Origin of the sequence: Micropruina sp., assembly GCF_047602385.1 — a bacterium.
In the GTDB taxonomy this organism is placed as follows: Bacteria; Actinomycetota; Actinomycetes; order Propionibacteriales; family Propionibacteriaceae; genus Micropruina.
This window is the reverse complement of sequence record NZ_JASGHL010000002.1, coordinates 739,637-755,544: the sequence shown is the minus strand read 5'-3', so window position 1 is coordinate 755,544 and position 15,908 is coordinate 739,637. Positions and strand designations below refer to the sequence as shown.

Genomic DNA, 15,908 nt, shown 5'->3' with positions numbered 1-15,908 from the left:
TTCGCGGCACGCCGGCAGCGGGCAGAGTGGGGAGTGCGTCAGTGCGACGCGGCCCGCGGCCCGGGGGCGTCCGCGGGTTCGACGAACAGGGAGTGCTCAATGAAGAAGCTCATCAACGATCCGGCCGACGTCGTCACCGAGACCCTGAAGGGTTTCGCGACCGCCCACGCCGACCTGGTCACCGTCCATCTCGACCCGGACTACGTGGTCCGCGCCGATGCGCCGGTGCAGGGCAAGGTCGGGCTGGTCTCCGGCGGCGGTTCCGGCCACGAGCCGCTGCATGCCGGCTTCGTCGGCCTCGGCATGCTGGACGCCGCGGTGCCGGGGGCGGTGTTCACCTCGCCGACGCCCGATCCGATCCTGGAGGCGACCAAGGCGGTCGACGGCGGCGCGGGCGTCCTGCACATCGTGAAGAACTACACCGGCGACGTGCTCAACTTCGAGACCGCCGCCGAACTGGCCGACCTGGAGGAGATCAAGGTCCGCGCCGTCGTGGTCAACGACGACGTCGCCGTCGAGGACTCCACCTGGACGGCCGGACGCCGCGGCGTCGCCGGCACCGTCCTGGTGGAGAAGATCGCCGGTGCCGCTGCCGAGCGCGGCGACGACCTGGACGCGGTGGTCGCGGTCGCCGAGAAGGTGATCGGCCAGGTCCGCTCGATGGGCGTGGCGCTGACCGCGTGCACGGTCCCGCACGCCGGCAAGCCGTCCTTCGACCTGGGCGAGGACGAGATCGAGATCGGCATCGGCATCCACGGCGAGCCCGGACGGCACCGCATTCCGATGGCCCCGGCCGACGCGATCACCGACCAGTTGGTCGACCCGATCCTGGCCGACCTGAAGCTGGACGGCGGCGACGTGCTGCTGTTCGTCAACGGCATGGGCGGCACCCCGGAGTCGGAGCTGTACATCGTCTACCGGCACGCCCGCGAGCGGCTGGAGGCGGCCGGGCTGACGGTGACCCGATCCCTGGTCGGCAACTACATCACCTCGCTGGAGATGCAGGGCTGCTCGATCACGGTGCTGAAGCTCGACGACGAGTTGACCGCGCTGTGGGACGCCCCGGTCAACACCGTCGCGCTCGTCAAGGGCGTCTGAATGACGAACCTGGACGCGGCCTGGGCCAATGACTGGATGCACCGGGCGTCGGCGCTGTTGACCGAGCACCGGATGGAGCTGATTGACCTCGATCGCGCCATCGGGGACGGCGATCACGGCGAGAACATGGCCCGCGGCTTCGGCTTCGTGGTGCAGCGGCTCGACGACAACCCGCCCGACGACGTCGCCGGGGTGTTCAAGCTGGTCGCACAGACCCTGATGTCGAAGGTCGGCGGGGCCGCCGGCCCGCTGTACGGGACCGCCTTCATCCGGGCCGCCAAGGCCGCCGAAGGCGATCTGGACTCCGCCGCGGTGGTGGCGGTGTGCGAGGCGGCGCTGGAGGGCATCGTGGTCCGCGGCAAGGCGACCACCGGCGAGAAGACCATGGTGGACGCCTGGACGCCGGCCATCGACGCGGCCCGGACGGCGTCCGAGGCGGGCAAGGGCCCGGCCGAGACGTTCCGGGCGGCCGCCGACGGCGCGTCCCGTGGCGCCGAGGAGACCATTGCGATGCAGGCGACCAAGGGCCGGGCGTCCTATCTGGGCGAACGCTCGGTGGGCCATCAGGATCCCGGTGCGACCTCGACCGCCTACCTGCTCAGCGCGGCGGCGGATGCCGCCGAAGCGGCGAACTGAGCGGGCGGCGATGAGCATCGCACTGGTGATCGTCTCGCACTCGGCGAAGCTCGCCGAGGGGGTCGTCGAACTGGCCCGGCAGATGGCCAAGGAGGTCGAGTTCCGGGCGGCCGGCGGGACCGACGACGGCGGCATCGGCACGTCGTTCGACGCCATCTACGGCGCCGTGGAGGAGTTGACCGGGGCCGGCCATCAGGTGGCGCTGCTCACCGACCTGGGCTCGGCCGACATGACCGTCGACGCCGTCCTCGAACTGGTGGACGGCGACGACGTCCGGTTCTGTCCCGGACCGCTGGTCGAGGGGGCGGTCGCCGCGGCAGTGACCGCCCAGGTCGGCGGCGATCTGGACGCCGTCGCCGAGGCTGCCCGAGCCCTGGACATGTTCGCTTAGCCACACTTAGCGGACCGACGAGGGCACGCGCAAGCGTGGTGCGCGGCCCCGGACAGCGGCCCGACCGACGCCCGTGGCTCAATAAAGTTAGCCCTGACGGAAGGGTGACCCTTGAGCCTCGACATCGTGCTGCTGGCCGGGGCCGCAGTGCTGCTCGCCGCCCTGGGTGCCGCCCGGCTGTCCAGCTGGCTCGGTCTGCCGTCGCTGCTGCTGTTCCTGTTCCTCGGCGTCGGAGTCGGCCTGTGGGTCGAATTCGACAACGCCGCCCTCGCGCATGATCTGGGGTTCGCGGCACTCGTGCTGATCCTGGCCGAGGGCGGTTTCACCACCAAGTGGCGAGAAATCCGCTCGGTGCTCACCCTCGCCGGCCTGCTCGCCACGCTGGGGGTCGGGACGTCGATCGTCGCGATGACGCTGTTCGGTCATTTCGTCCTCGGGTTGGACCTGGCCACCTCGCTGCTGCTCGGCGCGATCACCGCACCGACCGACTCGGCCGCGGTCTTCTCGGTGCTGCGCCGGGTGCCGATCCCGGGCCGGCTGCGGGCCGTGCTGGAGGCGGAGTCCGGCCTCAACGACGCGCCGGTGGTGCTGCTGGTCACCGCCGCCACCGCCTGGGCACTCGGCGAGAGCACCGAGGGGCCGGCGGAGATCCTGGGCATGGTGGCCGTCGAGCTGATCGGCGGGCTGCTGGTGGGCCTGGTGATCGGCTGGATCGGCGCCCGGGTGCTGAAGAAGATCGCGCTGCCGGCGTCCGGCCTCTACCCGTTGGGGGCGATGGGTTGGGCGCTGTTCGCCGACGGTGCCGGTGCCACCCTGCACGTGTCCGGGTTCGCCGCGGTGTACATGTGCGCGATGGTGCTCGGCAACTCCGACCTGCCGCACCGCAACGCCACCAAGTCGTTCGCGGAAGGGATCGGCTGGGTCGCCCAGATCGGGCTGTTCGTGATGCTCGGCCTGCTCGCCCACCCGGAACGGTTCTCTCCCCAGGTGCTGGGGGTCGGCGTGATCGCGGGACTGTTCCTGACCATCGTGGCCCGCCCGCTGTCGGTGGCGATCTCCGCGGTCTGGTTCCGGGTGCCCTGGCGCGAACAGGCGTTCCTGTCCTGGGCCGGGTTGCGCGGCGCGGTGCCGATCATCATGGCGACGGTGCCGCTGGCGTCCCCGCTGCCGCAGGCCCGGGAGATCTTCGACCTGGTCTTCGTGTTCGTCGTCGTCTACACCACCCTGCAGGCGCCCACCCTGGAATGGGTGGCTCGTAAACTTGGCGTGACAACGGGCGACGACGCCGTCGACATCGAGGTCGAGGTCGCCCCGCTGGACAAGATCCAGGCCGATTTCATGCAGATCAAGGTGCCCGAGGGCTCCCAGCTGCATGGCGTGACGATCTTCGAATTGCGGCTGCCGCCGAGCACCGTGGTGTCGCTGATCATCCGCGACGGGACGCCGTTCGCCCCCGGTTCGCGCGATGTGATCCGGGCCGGCGACGAACTGCTGGTCGTGGTGCCGTCCCGGTTCCGGTACCAGGTGGAGACCCGGTTCAAGCAGGTCGGACGCGGCGGCCGGCTCTCCCGCTGGCGCACCCAGCGGGACGGGTGAGGCCAGCGCTGTTCGCGGCTGCGGAGGGGTTACCGGGACCTGGACGGCGACGGCGTCGGAGTTGCGGAGGTCGAGGGCTGGACCGGGGACGAGGGCGTCGTCGACGTCCCGGGCGGGATCGGCAGGCAGACCGGGCCGCTCACCGGCACCGACAGGACCGGCTTGGTGACCCGTCCGGAGTAGTCGTCACCGAGCAGGATGTCGACCACATGGTCGATCCGGCCGTCGGCCTGGGTGGTGGCGTTCTTGAAGAACCCGGCCACCAGGAGCACCTCCGGCGAGTCGGTGGCGTTGCCGACGATCACCGTGTGGGTCAGCCGCTGATCGGTGTTGTTGACCTTCAGGATGTTGAAACCGTAGGACCGCATCGCGCTGCTAACCCGCTTCGCGAGACCGCCTTGCAGGCCGGCGTTGAGCACTCGCAACGTCACGTGGGCCGGCGCGAGCTTGCCGCCGACCTCGGTCATCGTGCACGGCTGCGGCGGTGGCGGCGGGATCTGGGCGGTGGCGTTCTTGTACCCCCAGAAGCCGCCGAAGGCGACCAGTGCCGCCAGGACGAGCAGGGTCAGCGGAGTCTTCAGCATCCGGATGATTCCCCGCACGCTCCATCAACTCCTCTTCGCCTGGCCTTTGACCAGACTACTTGAGTTCGAGCACCCGGGCGTGCATGGTCTGCCGCTGCTGCAGCGCGGCGCGCAGCGCGCGGTGCAGACCGTCCTCGAGGTAGTACTCGCCCTGCCAGCCGATGACGTGGGCGAACAGGTCGCCGTAAAAGGTGGAGTCCTCCTCGAGCAGTTGCTCCAGGTCGAGGGTCCGCTTGGTGGTCACCAGCTGGTCCAGCCGGATCTGCTGCGGCGCGATCGCTGCCCACTGCCGCTGCACATAACCGTGCTCGGGATAGGGACGGCCCTCGCCGACGCGCCTGAAGATCACCCAGGCAGTGTATCCAGGATCACCTGCCCGGGGTTGCTCCGGGTCGTGACCGTCGAGCGTCCTTTACAGTGACGTCATGTCGAACTCACCTGACGTAGCGGCGATCACCAAGGGCTACACCTTCGACACCCCTTCGATCGACCTCGGCGTCCTGGTGGACGGCGCGCCGGTGCCCCAGGCGAAGGTGCGGATCTCGCTGTCGATGCTGAACCGGCACGGGCTGGTGGCCGGGGCGACCGGAACCGGCAAGACCAAGACGTTGCAGCTGATGGCCGAACAGATCGCCCGGGCCGGCGTCTCGGTGTTCGCCGCCGACATCAAGGGCGACCTGTCCGGGCTGGCCCTGCCCGGCAAATCGTCGGAGAAACTACTGGCCCGCACCTCGGCGATCGGCCAGGACTGGCAGCCGCACGGCTGCCCGGTGGAGTTCTACGCCCTCGGCGGCCAGGGCGGCGGCGTCCCGCTGCGGGCGACGATCAGCTCATTCGGGCCGATCCTGCTCAGTAAGGTGCTCGGCCTGAACGAGACCCAGGAGTCGACGCTCGGCCTGGTCTTCCACTTCTGCGACACCCAGGGCCTGCCGCTGCTCGACCTGGAGGACCTGCGCACGGTGCTGGCCTACCTGACCTCGGCCGAGGGCAAGGGTGACCTGAAAAACCTGGGCGGGGTGTCGTCGGCGACCGCCGGGGTGATCCTGCGGGCGCTGGTCACCCTGCAGACCCAGGGCGGCGAGGAGTTCTTCGGCGAACCCGAGTTCGACAGCCGCGACCTGCTGCGCACCACCCCCGACGGCCAGGGCGTCATCTCGCTGCTGGAACTGCCGAACCTGCAGGACCGGCCGGCGATCTTTTCCACCTTCCTGATGTGGCTGCTGGCCGACCTGTTCCACGACCTGCCCGAGGTCGGCGACATCGACCGCCCCAAGCTGGTCTTCTTCTTCGATGAGGCGCACCTGCTGTTCGCTGACGCGTCCAAGGCGTTCCTGCAGGCGATCGCCCAGACCGTGCGGCTGATCCGGTCCAAAGGCGTCGGCATCTTCTTCGTCACCCAGACGCCCAAGGACGTCCCTGAGGACGTGCTCGCGCAGCTGGGTTCGCGGGTCCAGCACCAGTTGCGGGCGCACACCCCGAACGACGCCAAGGCCCTCAAGGCGACCGTCGCCACCTACCCCAACTCCGGCTACGACCTGGCCGAAGTGCTGCAGAGCCTGGGCATCGGCGAGGCCATCGTCACCGTGCTGAACCCCAACGGCGCACCGACGCCGGTGGCCTGGACGCGGATGCGGGCGCCCGAGGCGTCCATGGACCCGATGGACGCGCAGATGATGGCCGGCGGCGTCGCCCAGTCGGCGATGATGCGCAAATACGGCCACGAGGTCAACCGCGATTCCGCCTACGAGATGCTCACCCGCAAACTGGAGCAGGGCGCGGCGGCCGCCGCCGCCGAGGCCGACCGGGCCGCCCAGGAGAAGGCGGCCGCCGCCGAAGCGAAGCAGCGCGAGAAGGACGCCGCCGCCGCGGCCCGGGCATCGCAGCCGCGAGCTTCGCAGCCGCGGACGACGTCCAGCCGGCCGGCGCCCAAGAGCGGGGTGGAGAAGGTGCTCAGCTCGCCGACCTTCTGGAACAAGGTGATCACCGTGGGCGGTCAGATCGCCCGCGGGATGATGGGCACCGGGCGACGGCGCTGAGACGTATCAACCAGGACGGCTCTTGCACTTATAACTGAAAGTGCCTACCCTGGGGTGGCACCTGCTTACGGAGGACGCCTGCGATGCCCACGATCGTTCCATCGACCAATCAGATTCTGGCCACCGACGAGGACGTCGAGCGCGCCCGCACCGTCCTTGCGCAGTTGGCCAGCCCTCAGGGTGAGCTGCTGGTCTCGGCTCCTGCGCATGAGCCGGCGCCGTTGCCGATCGAACTCGGTCGCCTGCTGCAGCGCGTCCTGGAAGCGATGGCCAGCGGTTCGGAAGTGACGGTGATGGCCATTCCTGCTGAGGTCACCACCTCAGCCGCCGCCGCATTGTTGGGTGTTTCGCGACCAACCTTGGTCAAGATGGCCAATGAGGGTCGGATCGCTTCGCATCGGGTGGGCAGTCACCTCCGGTTCCGCTCGGACGACGTCCTCTCAGAGCGAAGTGCACGCCGCGATCGGGAGCGTCGAGCATTTCGTGAGTTGCGCGAACTCGAAGAAATCTGAGTCACATCGAGTGTCGGCTCGGCCTTGTAGGGTCGAGCCGTGATCGGAATCGGGCCGCATGGCGTGTTCGTGGACGCCAACGTCCTCTATTCCAGAACGCTACGTGACTGGCTGGGACTGCTTTATACGATCCCTGACGTGCCGCCGTTCCAGGTCTTCTGGACCGAGGATGTGCTTGCGGAGACGATCTATCACCTTCGGCGGAGTCATCTGGACTGGTCCGGCGGAAGGCTCAGTGCGATACGCGACCGAATTGCGGGGACCTTCGAGGCCGGACGCGTCGCTGACTTCCCTATCGACGCAGGTTGGAGCGGGCAGGACCCGAATGATGCGCACGTTCACTCAGCCGCCCGCGCGTGCCAGGCCGATATCCTATTGACGGCTGACACTGGGGACTTCGATGACGACTCCGCTCCCTACTCGGTTTATAGCCCTGACGACTTCTTCACTCTTGTCGACGACTCGTCGCCGGGGTTGGTGAGGGAGGCTACAGCCAGTGAGGTGCGGTACTGGCTTGGCCGGGGTCGCGAGCCTCACCTTCCCCAGTCGCTTCGGGTCGCGGCCTGCCCGGTCTTCGCGGAGCGCGTCCGGTGTCACTTGCTGGCCCTGGACCGGAACTCCACCCTGTTCGGTGGGCAAGACCCCCCATCAGATGGGAGGTAGGCGTACCGCAGTTGGAGTTGTCGACGCCCGGCAGTGGCCGGTCGCATCGTTGCCGGAGCTGATCTGAACCTCAGGCGTTCACCACCGCCGAGCTGTGCCACCCCGTCCACGGCTGGACGAACCCGAACACGGTGACCCGCAGCCGAAGCCGGTGGTACATCTCCTCGCCGCCCGGCTCGGTGTCGGGGACAGCTGCCAGGTAGCTCACGGTCGTCGTGCCGGCGGCCGGGAAGGCCTTGGTGTAGGTCGAGTTCTTGATCAGGTCACTGCTGAACAGGTCGAGTTCGCGGATCTGGTGCTGCACGGTCGCTGTGCGGCCGGCTCGGCAGGTCAGCCGGAACGTGTACTTCAGTACCCGGTTGCCGGCTGCGTCCACGTGCGAGAACGTGGGTGTCAGCGGAACCGCCGAGCATCCGTTGGCCGCGACGGCGTGGGCCGAGCCGGCGAAACCGACTGCGGACGCAGCGGCGATCAGGCCGGCCGCGACCATGCGTCCGGTGTACTTGGTGAGGTTCATGACGACTCCTTCTGATGGTGGGGCTGCGGATCCTGTGTGGTTGGATTCCGCCCTCTCAGAGTGCGGACCGTCGTGATGCGTTGGCGTCTGCCGTGGGACAGAAATCGCCACGTCTATCCGCAGGCTCGCGAGATTGCGTTCCGACTCGAGCGGCGTTGCCTCGCCGGCCCGCCCTGTTGTGACGGGCTCGTCCCTGCTCTGCTCTGCTCTGCGCCGCGCGCGGGCTCGGCGTGCATCACCTCGCGACGTCGATGCGGGTCGTGCGTGCGGAATTCGCCCCGAAGGGCCCGGGCTTCGCGCAGCACTTTCGATTGTTCGCGCTCGCGAGCGACGGGTGTCGAGACCGCGGATCACGCGTTCACCGTCGACCCCGTGCAGCACATCGAGACGTTGCAGGCGCTCTCGATCGGCACTCCGCGCTGTTCACTGGGGAAGACCCCGCACCGATCAATTTGGCCAAGCCATACCATCTGATGTGCCGCGGTCCTCGCGGCACGAGTCATCCGAGTCCTCCACCGTCGCAGCGTCTCGCCGGGATCACCAGACAGGAGGCGCTATGGGTCAACGGGCAGGGCTGCACGATCCTGCGGCCGAGCACAGCGCGTGCGGCGTCGGCTTCATCACCCGCAAGGATGGGGTCCAAACCCACGAGGTGATCGCCTTGGGCGAGCAGGCGCTGTGTGCGATCCCGCACCGCGGCGGCATGTCCGCCGAAGGCGTCGGCGACGGCGCCGGGGTCAGCATCGACCTGTCCGCGGACTTCTTCAGCGCCCTGGTCGGGCAGCGACTGGAACGCGGCCACTTCGCCGTCGGCAACTTCTTCATGCCCGACGACCGGGGCCAGTGGCAGCGGGCTCGGGCGCTGATCGACGCCGCGCTGGCCGAAGCCGGCCTGGCCACGCTGCTGGTCCGCGACCTGCCGGTCGACGACAGCGTGCTCCGGCCGCGCGCCCTGAGCTATCAGCTGCCGATCGTGCAGTGGGTGTTCCGGCTGGGCGAGCCCGGTGACGGTGACCAGCGGGACCGGATCGACCGGGCAGCGAACACCGCCCTGCTGCGGATCGAGTCCGAGGCCTACCCGGACCCGGCGCTGGCGGGCCTCTATCCGCTCTCGCTGAGCGCGCGCACCCAGGTGCTGAAGGGACGGCTGAACGCCGGCGAGGTGATCGGCTACTTCTCCGACCTTCGCGACCCCCTGCACGCGGTGCGGTCGCTGTACTTCCACACCCGGTTCTCCACCAACACCGAGCCGCACCCGACGATGGCCCAGCCGTTCCGGTTGATGGCGCACAACGGCGAGTTGAACACCGACCGGAAGAACCGGATCTCCGACGAGACGCTGGCCATCACCCGGCATCGCCGCATCGTCCGCCCGCCCGGCCAGTCCGACTCCGGCCGGCTCGACCAGACCCTGCAGAGCCGGGTGTTCGACGACGGTCTCGACCTGGTCGAGGCCGTGGTCTCGCTGATGCCGCCGGCCTGGGAGAACGACGCCACGCTCAGCCGCGAGGTCCGCGACATGTTCGAGTTCTTCTCGCTGTACGAGGAGAAGAACGACGGCCCGGCGGCGCTGATCTTCAGCGACGGCGACGTGATCGGCGCCCGGCTCGACCGGCTCGGCCTGCGTCCGCTGCGCACGGTGGAGACCGGCGAGTACCTGGTGGTGTCGTCCGAGGCAGGCCAGGTCGGGTTCCCCGACCACGAGGTGACCCACCGCGGCCGGATCGAGGCCGGCGGCATGCTCTACCACGACCACCGGCTGGGCCGGACGTTCCGCACCCGGGAGGCGCTCGAGCGGCTCGCGGGACGGCGCGACTACGCGGCGCTGCTCGGCGACTCCCGGGTCGATGTCGCCGCGCTGCCGGCGCCGTCCTTCGAGCGCGGCAGCTCGACGCTCGGCTACACCGGCGACCTGACCCTGGCCGGCCGCTACGTCGCCTATTCGCTCAACCAGGAGAGCTTCCGGTTCATGATGGACCCGATGCTCGCCGACGGCTCCGAGCGGATCAGCGCGATGGGTTACGGCAACGCGATCAACGCCCTCTCCGACCAGGAGGGCGGGGTGGCGAAATACTTCTCGCAGCGCTTCGCCCAGGTCACCAACCCACCGCTCGATTCGTTGCGCGAGGCGGACGGGATGAGCATGCGGGTCGCGCTCGGCGCCAAGCCGGACGGCGGCGAGCGGCGCCGGAAGCAGCTCGTCGTGGCCTCGCCGATCCTCGGCCACCTCGACATGGTGCAGCTGCGGGAACAGCAGCTCACCCGGCTGCGCCGTTTCGACCTGCTCTTCGAGCCGGAGCCGTTGGATCCGGAGCGCAACGCCGCCGCGGTGGTGGCCGCACTCGACGAGCTGTGCGACGCGGTCGCCGCGTTCGCCCGCGACGAGGGTGGGATCGCGGTGCTGACCGATCGGGCGATCTCCACCACGCGGGCACCGTTGCCGCTGCTGCTGGCCATCGCGGCGGTCAACCAGCGACTCATCGACGACGGCCTGCGGCTACGGGTTTCGCTGGTCGCCGAAAGCGGTCAGCTGCCGTCCTCGCACCACATCGCGGCGGCGCTCGGCTTCGGGGCGTCCGCGGTGTACAGCCTGAGCGCCCGGCTGCGCGCCGAGGAGAAGTACCCCTCGGCGCCGGCGCCGGCCGGCGAACAGACCGAGACCGACCGAGCCTTTGCCCGGTTCCGCAAGGCCGCCGAGAAGTCGCTCGGCAAGACGATGGGCCGGGTCGGGCTGTGCACCGTCGAGAGCTACATCGGCGGCGAGTTCTTCGAGCCCAACTACCTGGACACCTCCGATCCGGTGCTGGCCCGGTGCTTCCCGCACATGGCGGCCCCGGTGGGCGGGGTCGGCTTCACCCGGATCGCGCACGCTGCCGCGCAGTGGCATGCCCGCGGCTGCGCGGTGGGTGCCGAGTCGCAGGTTCCGCTGCTCGGCCTGTTCAAGGAGCGCTCCGAGGGTGCCGGGCACTCGTTCGGCACCACCGCGGTGCGGGGTTTCGCCGGGATGACCGAGGAGCCGCGCCGGTTCGACGACGGCAGCGCGCCGGACGCGACCATCGCCCGGCTGACCCTCGACCAGCTCGAGGGCGCCTTCGGGATCAGCGACGAGGCCTACGTCGTCAACGGGCTGGCCGCACTCACCGAGGAGCAGATCGACAGCTTCCGGATCACGCCGGGGTATCGCGAGTTCCTCGCCGCGACCCGCGCCGAGCGGGCTCGCCGGCCCTCCGCCCTGCGCGACGTGCTGGCCTTGCCGGCCGACGTGGCCGGCCTGCACACCCCCGCGGACTTCCGGCACGAACTCGCCCGGTTCTCGATCGACGGCAACGCGAGCGTCCTCGTCCGCGGCCTGTCGACGGAGACGCTGGGCGAGAACCGGTACCTGATCCGGTTCACCGACGTCGGCGGTGGCGACCCGGACCGGTACGCGGCGCTCGGTGAATTCCTCGCCGGCCATGATCCGGACGGCGTGTTGGACAGCCGGATCGGCGCCGACGGCCTGGAGGTTCAGGCTCGTGGCCGGACGGCCGCCTTCCTGGCGCTGCTCGCGCCGGCGCCGGTGAGCATTCCGCTGGACGACGTCCAGCCCGCGCACGAGATCACCCGGACGCTGGCGTCCGGGGCGATGAGTCACGGTGCACTGGTGGCGACCGCGCATGAGGCGGTCGCGCACGGCACCAACATGGTGGGCGGGATGTCGAACTGCGGCGAGGGCGGCGAGCACCTGTCCCGCTACGGCACCATCCGCGGTTCCCGGATCAAGCAGTTCGCGTCCGGCCGGTTCGGGATCTGGGCCGGCTATCTGGCCGACCCGATGCTGGAAGAGCTGGAGATCAAGATCGGTCAGGGCGCCAAGCCGGGCGAGGGTGGCCAGCTGCCGGCCGCCAAGGTGACGGTGGAGATCGCCGCGGCTCGCGGTGGCACCCCCGGCGTCGAGCTGATCTCGCCGCCGCCGCACCACGACACCTACTCGATCGAGGACCTGGCGCAACTGATCCACGACTGCAAGGCGGCCCGGGTCCGGGTGGTGGTGAAGCTGGTGTCGTCCGAAGGCATCGGCACCATCGCGGTCGGGGTGGCGAAGGCGGGCGCCGACGTGATCAACGTGGCCGGCAACACCGGCGGCACCGGCGCGGCGGCGGTGACCAGCCTGAAGTACGCCGGACGCTCCGCCGAGATCGGCGTCGCCGAGGTCCATCAGGCGCTGGTGATCAACGGGCTGCGGGACAAGATCGTGCTGCGCTGCTCCGGGGCGCACCAGACCGGCCGAGACGTGCTGATGTCGGCGCTGCTGGGCGGCGACAGTTTCGAGTTCGGCACCACCGCGCTGATGATGCTCAAGTGCGTGATGGCGAAGAACTGCAACATCAAATGTCCCGCCGGGCTGACCACCAACCCCGAGGTTTTCGACGGTGACCCGCGGGCGCTCGCCCAGTACCTGCTCAACGTCGCCCACGACGTCCGGGAATTGCTGGCCCGGCTCGGCCTGCGTTCGCTGCGCGAGGCCCGGGGGCGCACCGACCTGGCCCAGCTGCTCGACCATCCGGCCAGCGTCGGACGCCTCGACGTCCGCGCCATGCTGGCCAGGGTGCCGCGGCGCCGGGTCGACGACCCGGTCTACCTGGAGAAGAGCTACGCGGTCGACGACGCCCTGATCGACCTGGTTCGCGCCGCGTTGGTCGAACGGGCCGAGCCTGGCGTCGAGCTGGACGCCGGCAGGCTGCACAACAGCGACAAATCGGTCGGCGGGCAGCTCTCGGTCGACGTCGAGCGGATACTCAACCACGAACTGGACGCCGCGACGCTGGCCGGGCTGCCGGCGGTGTTCACCGACGAGCGCGGCCGCAGCTACCTCGACGAGGGTGCGGTGCGCGTCCGGACCAACGGCTCAGCGGGCCAGTCCTTCGGCGCCTTCTGCAATGACGGCATCGAACTGGTGCACACCGGCACCGCCAACGACGGCGTCGGCAAGAGCCAATGCGGCGGCCGGATCGTGGTCCGCACGCCCGGCGGCGGCAGCGCCGAACCGGGCGGCAACGTGCTGATCGGCAATTTCGCGCTGTTCGGCGCCACCGGCGGCCGCACCTTCGTCCAGGGCGAGGCGGGCGACCGGTTCGCGGTGCGCAACTCGGGCGCGACCGCGGTGGTCGAGGGCATCGGCGACTTCGGCTGCGAGTACATGACCAACGGCGCCGTGCTGAACCTGGGTTCGGCGGGCAAGGGCCTGGGCAACGGGATGAGCGGCGGCTTCCTCTACCAGTACGACCCGGACGGCACGGTGCGCGGCCGGGTCAGTGAGGATTCGCTGCTGGTCTTCGGCATCGCCGACCAGGAACAGGGCAGCTTCCACGCCGAGGCGGCCCGGTTGCTGCTCGGCTGGCACCACGAGGCCACCGGATCGCCGCTCGCCGCCAGGTTGCTGGCGGACTGGCCGGAGACCCAGCGGCACATCTTCTGCGGCATGCCGCGGGCGCTGCTGCTCACTCAGGACGCCGACGCGATCCTGGCCGCGTCCACCCGCAAGCAACTGCTCGACGAGCTGGCCACCTCGGTGGCCACCGAGCAGGTCCGGGTGCTGAAGCAGCACTTCCGCGAGGGGCGTCCGGTACTGAACGGGCGGGTGCCGGCCGGCGAACCCGACGACATGTTCGGGCTGCTGTCGTCGTACACCGTCTTTTCGCTCGCCAACCAGATCGCCCAGCAGCGCGGCCACACCACGGCCCGCACGCTGATCCTCACCGAGGACTTCTTCGTGATGCAGAAGGTGATGAAGTACCTGCGTGACCGGCTGGATCCGCTCGACGACGCCGAGCTGGCCACCCTGATCTCGGCGCGCCGGCTGACCGACTACACCCGCTCGCTGCAGCTGCGGAACGTGCGCGGGATGGATGCGCCCGGCACCTACGGCTGGATCCTGCACCAGCGCGCCCGCAACGAGGCGCGCACCGACCGCGCCCGGTTCGACCGGCTGCTGGCCGAGGCGGCGCTGGACGACCTGGCCGCCGACGCGGCCCGGGCGATGGATCGGACGGCCTGATGGCGCAGCTCACGGTGGACGTGGACGCCCCGTTCAGCGCCGGCCAGCGGGCCTGGCTGGACGGCTTCCTCGCCGGTCTGGCGGCGGCTCGCCGTGACGAGGGCGGCCCGGCCGTTGCCGCCACCCTCACCCTCGACGTGCTCTACGGCAGCCAGACCGGCTGCAGCGAGCTGCTCGCCGAGGACCTGGTTGCGGCGTCGCGGGCACGCGGCATGGCGCCCACCCTGCGGGCGCTCGACGACGTCTCGCTCGACGACCTGCTCCGGATGGAGCGGGTGCTGGTGATCACCTCCACCTACGGCGATGGTGAGATGCCCGACAACGCCGCCCTGTTCTGGGACGACTTCTCGGCTGAGACCGCGCCTCGCTTGGAGGACCTTCGCTTCGCCGTCCTGGCCCTCGGCGACACCGCCTACGACGACTTCTGCCAGGCCGGCAAGCTGATCGATCTGCGCTTCGAGCAGCTCGGCGCCGCCCGGCTGCTGGCCCGGGTGGACTGCGACACCGACTACGACGAACCCGCTGCGGCCTGGATGGCGCAGGTCCTCGACCTGTTGGCCGCGGAGGCGCCGGCGGTGGGCAGCGCGCCGGTTGCCGCGGCGTCCCTCGCTCCCGGACGAGCCCGGGAGCGTTCGCCGTGGAACCGCAAGACGCCGTTCCGGTCCCAGCTGGTCGCGAACCGGTTGCTGTCCGGCCCGGGCAGCGCCAAGGAGATCAGGCATTTCGAGGTCGCGCTGGCCGACAGCGGCATCGACTACCAGGCCGGGGACGCGCTGGCCGTGGTGCCGCTCAACGACGCGGCTCTGGTCGAGGAGCTGCTCGAGCGGCTCGGGCACGACCCGGAGACCGCGGTCGGTGCATCGACGCTGCGTGCTCAACTGGAGCGGGGCTGGGAGATCGCGACGCCGTCCAAGGACCTGCTGGCGCTGCTGGCCGAGCGGGCGCCGGACAGCGAGCTGGGCGAGCTCGTGGTCCGGGCCGAGCGGGACGCGCTCGACTCATGGCTGTGGGGCAAGGACACCCTCGACCTGCTGCAGCTGCTACCCGAGACAGCTCTGGCGGTGGACGACCTGGCCAGGATCTTCCGGCCGCTGCAGCACCGCGCCTACTCGATCTCGTCCAGCCCGCTGCACAGTCCCGACCGCATCCACCTGACCGTGGCCGCCGTCCGGCACGGCGGACCGCGCGTGCACCACGGGGTGTGTTCGACCTTCCTCGCCGACCGCGCCGACGATGCCGAGTTCGGCATCTTCCCGCAGCCGAACGCCGCGTTCCGGCTGCCCGCCGACGACGATGCGCCGGTGATCATGATCGGCCCCGGCACCGGGATCGCTCCGTTCCGCGCCTTCCTGCAGGAGCGGAACGCGCGCGGGGCGTCCGGTCGGAACTGGCTGTTCTTCGGCGACCAGCACCGGGCCAGCGATTTCATCTACGCCGACGAGATCGACGACTACCAGGCGAGCGGGCTGCTGACCCGGCTCGATCTGGCCTTCTCCCGCGACCAGGCGCAGAAGATCTACGTGCAGACCCGGATGCGCGAGCAGGCGGCCGAGTTCTACGCCTGGCTGCAGGACGGCGGCTATCTCTACGTCTGCGGGGACGCGTCCCGGATGGCGCGCGACGTCGACCGGGCATTGATCGAACTGATCGCCGGCCAACGCGGCCGCGGCGACGACGACGCGGCCGAGTACGTGGCCACGCTGAAGAGAGACAAGCGCTACCTGAGGGACGTGTACTGAGGTGACCGGCGAAGGAGCTGGTCCGAGAGGCAGCAAGGTGTGTGCCGCCTCGGGCGACTCCTGGGTGTCCGAGTAGGACGTAACCTGACGGCGGCACCG

The 15,908-nt window shown here is 69.9% G+C and carries 12 protein-coding genes; 9 read left to right on the top strand and 3 right to left on the bottom strand.

The window, feature by feature from the left end; all coding sequences use genetic code 11:
* The first annotated feature begins 99 nt into the window (after positions 1-99).
* The 4 genes from dhaK to QM711_RS08485 all read left to right on the top strand — a co-directional run bounded on the left by dhaK (position 100) and on the right by QM711_RS08485 (position 3,721).
* A complete protein-coding gene (gene dhaK, locus QM711_RS08500) occupies positions 100-1,098 on the top strand; it encodes a dihydroxyacetone kinase subunit DhaK (protein ID WP_415098242.1) in 999 nt (332 codons plus the stop codon).
* The gene (dhaL, locus tag QM711_RS08495; RefSeq protein ID WP_415098240.1) at positions 1,099-1,734 is read left to right on the top strand and encodes a dihydroxyacetone kinase subunit DhaL; all 636 of its coding nucleotides are present in this window, start codon (positions 1,099-1,101) and stop codon (positions 1,732-1,734) included. It begins immediately after the preceding gene.
* 10 nt (positions 1,735-1,744) lie between these two features.
* The gene (gene dhaM, locus QM711_RS08490; RefSeq protein WP_415098238.1) at positions 1,745-2,125 is read left to right on the top strand and encodes a dihydroxyacetone kinase phosphoryl donor subunit DhaM; all 381 of its coding nucleotides are present in this window, start codon (positions 1,745-1,747) and stop codon (positions 2,123-2,125) included.
* A 111-nt stretch (positions 2,126-2,236) separates the two neighbouring features.
* Entirely contained in the window at positions 2,237-3,721 is a 1,485-nt protein-coding gene (locus QM711_RS08485; protein ID WP_415098236.1) for a potassium/proton antiporter, read from the top strand.
* 29 nt (positions 3,722-3,750) lie between these two features.
* Here QM711_RS08485 and QM711_RS08480 read toward each other — a convergent pair whose 3' ends face one another.
* Together QM711_RS08480 and QM711_RS08475 are read right to left on the bottom strand one after the other, a co-directional pair.
* Positions 3,751-4,323, bottom strand: coding sequence for a LytR C-terminal domain-containing protein (locus tag QM711_RS08480; RefSeq protein ID WP_415098234.1), 573 nt, complete (start codon positions 4,321-4,323; stop codon positions 3,751-3,753).
* A gap of 37 nt (positions 4,324-4,360) precedes the next feature.
* Positions 4,361-4,654 (bottom strand): type II toxin-antitoxin system VapB family antitoxin, encoded by a 294-nt coding sequence (locus tag QM711_RS08475; protein WP_415098232.1) that lies wholly within the window; start codon positions 4,652-4,654, stop codon positions 4,361-4,363.
* A 76-nt stretch (positions 4,655-4,730) separates the two neighbouring features.
* Between QM711_RS08475 and QM711_RS08470 the strand changes: the two genes are divergently transcribed.
* The 3 genes from QM711_RS08470 to QM711_RS08460 all read left to right on the top strand — a co-directional run bounded on the left by QM711_RS08470 (position 4,731) and on the right by QM711_RS08460 (position 7,516).
* Positions 4,731-6,341 (top strand): helicase HerA-like domain-containing protein, encoded by a 1,611-nt coding sequence (locus QM711_RS08470; protein ID WP_415098230.1) that lies wholly within the window; start codon positions 4,731-4,733, stop codon positions 6,339-6,341.
* Between the two features lie 83 nt (positions 6,342-6,424).
* Positions 6,425-6,853, top strand: a complete 429-nt coding sequence (locus QM711_RS08465; protein WP_415098228.1) for a helix-turn-helix domain-containing protein — start codon at positions 6,425-6,427, stop codon at positions 6,851-6,853.
* A gap of 39 nt (positions 6,854-6,892) precedes the next feature.
* A complete protein-coding gene (locus QM711_RS08460) occupies positions 6,893-7,516 on the top strand; it encodes a PIN domain-containing protein (RefSeq protein ID WP_415098226.1) in 624 nt (207 codons plus the stop codon).
* A gap of 70 nt (positions 7,517-7,586) precedes the next feature.
* Here QM711_RS08460 and QM711_RS08455 read toward each other — a convergent pair whose 3' ends face one another.
* Entirely contained in the window at positions 7,587-8,033 is a 447-nt protein-coding gene (locus QM711_RS08455; protein ID WP_415098224.1) for a hypothetical protein, read from the bottom strand.
* Between the two features lie 556 nt (positions 8,034-8,589).
* On the opposite strand from QM711_RS08455, the gene QM711_RS08450 reads away from it, so the two are divergent.
* Positions 8,590-14,070, top strand: coding sequence for a glutamate synthase-related protein (locus QM711_RS08450; protein WP_415098222.1), 5,481 nt, complete (start codon positions 8,590-8,592; stop codon positions 14,068-14,070).
* A complete protein-coding gene (locus tag QM711_RS08445) occupies positions 14,070-15,809 on the top strand; it encodes a sulfite reductase flavoprotein subunit alpha (protein WP_415098220.1) in 1,740 nt (579 codons plus the stop codon). Before QM711_RS08450 ends, QM711_RS08445 begins: the two co-directional genes overlap by 1 nt.
* Positions 15,810-15,908 lie beyond the last annotated feature (99 nt).

Excerpts from the sequence above, each read along its gene's own strand:
- QM711_RS08465 (WP_415098228.1), top strand. The coding sequence starts at position 6,425 with ATGCCCACGATCGTTCCATCGACCAATCAGATTCTGGCCACCGACGAG.
- dhaK (WP_415098242.1), top strand. The coding sequence starts at position 100 with ATGAAGAAGCTCATCAACGATCCGGCCGACGTCGTCACCGAGACCCTG.
- dhaM (WP_415098238.1), top strand. The coding sequence starts at position 1,745 with ATGAGCATCGCACTGGTGATCGTCTCGCACTCGGCGAAGCTCGCCGAG.
- QM711_RS08445 (WP_415098220.1), top strand. The coding sequence starts at position 14,070 with ATGGCGCAGCTCACGGTGGACGTGGACGCCCCGTTCAGCGCCGGCCAG.
- QM711_RS08455 (WP_415098224.1), bottom strand. The coding sequence starts at position 8,033 with ATGAACCTCACCAAGTACACCGGACGCATGGTCGCGGCCGGCCTGATC.
- dhaL (WP_415098240.1), top strand. The coding sequence starts at position 1,099 with ATGACGAACCTGGACGCGGCCTGGGCCAATGACTGGATGCACCGGGCG.
- QM711_RS08470 (WP_415098230.1), top strand. The coding sequence starts at position 4,731 with ATGTCGAACTCACCTGACGTAGCGGCGATCACCAAGGGCTACACCTTC.
- QM711_RS08450 (WP_415098222.1), top strand. The coding sequence starts at position 8,590 with ATGGGTCAACGGGCAGGGCTGCACGATCCTGCGGCCGAGCACAGCGCG.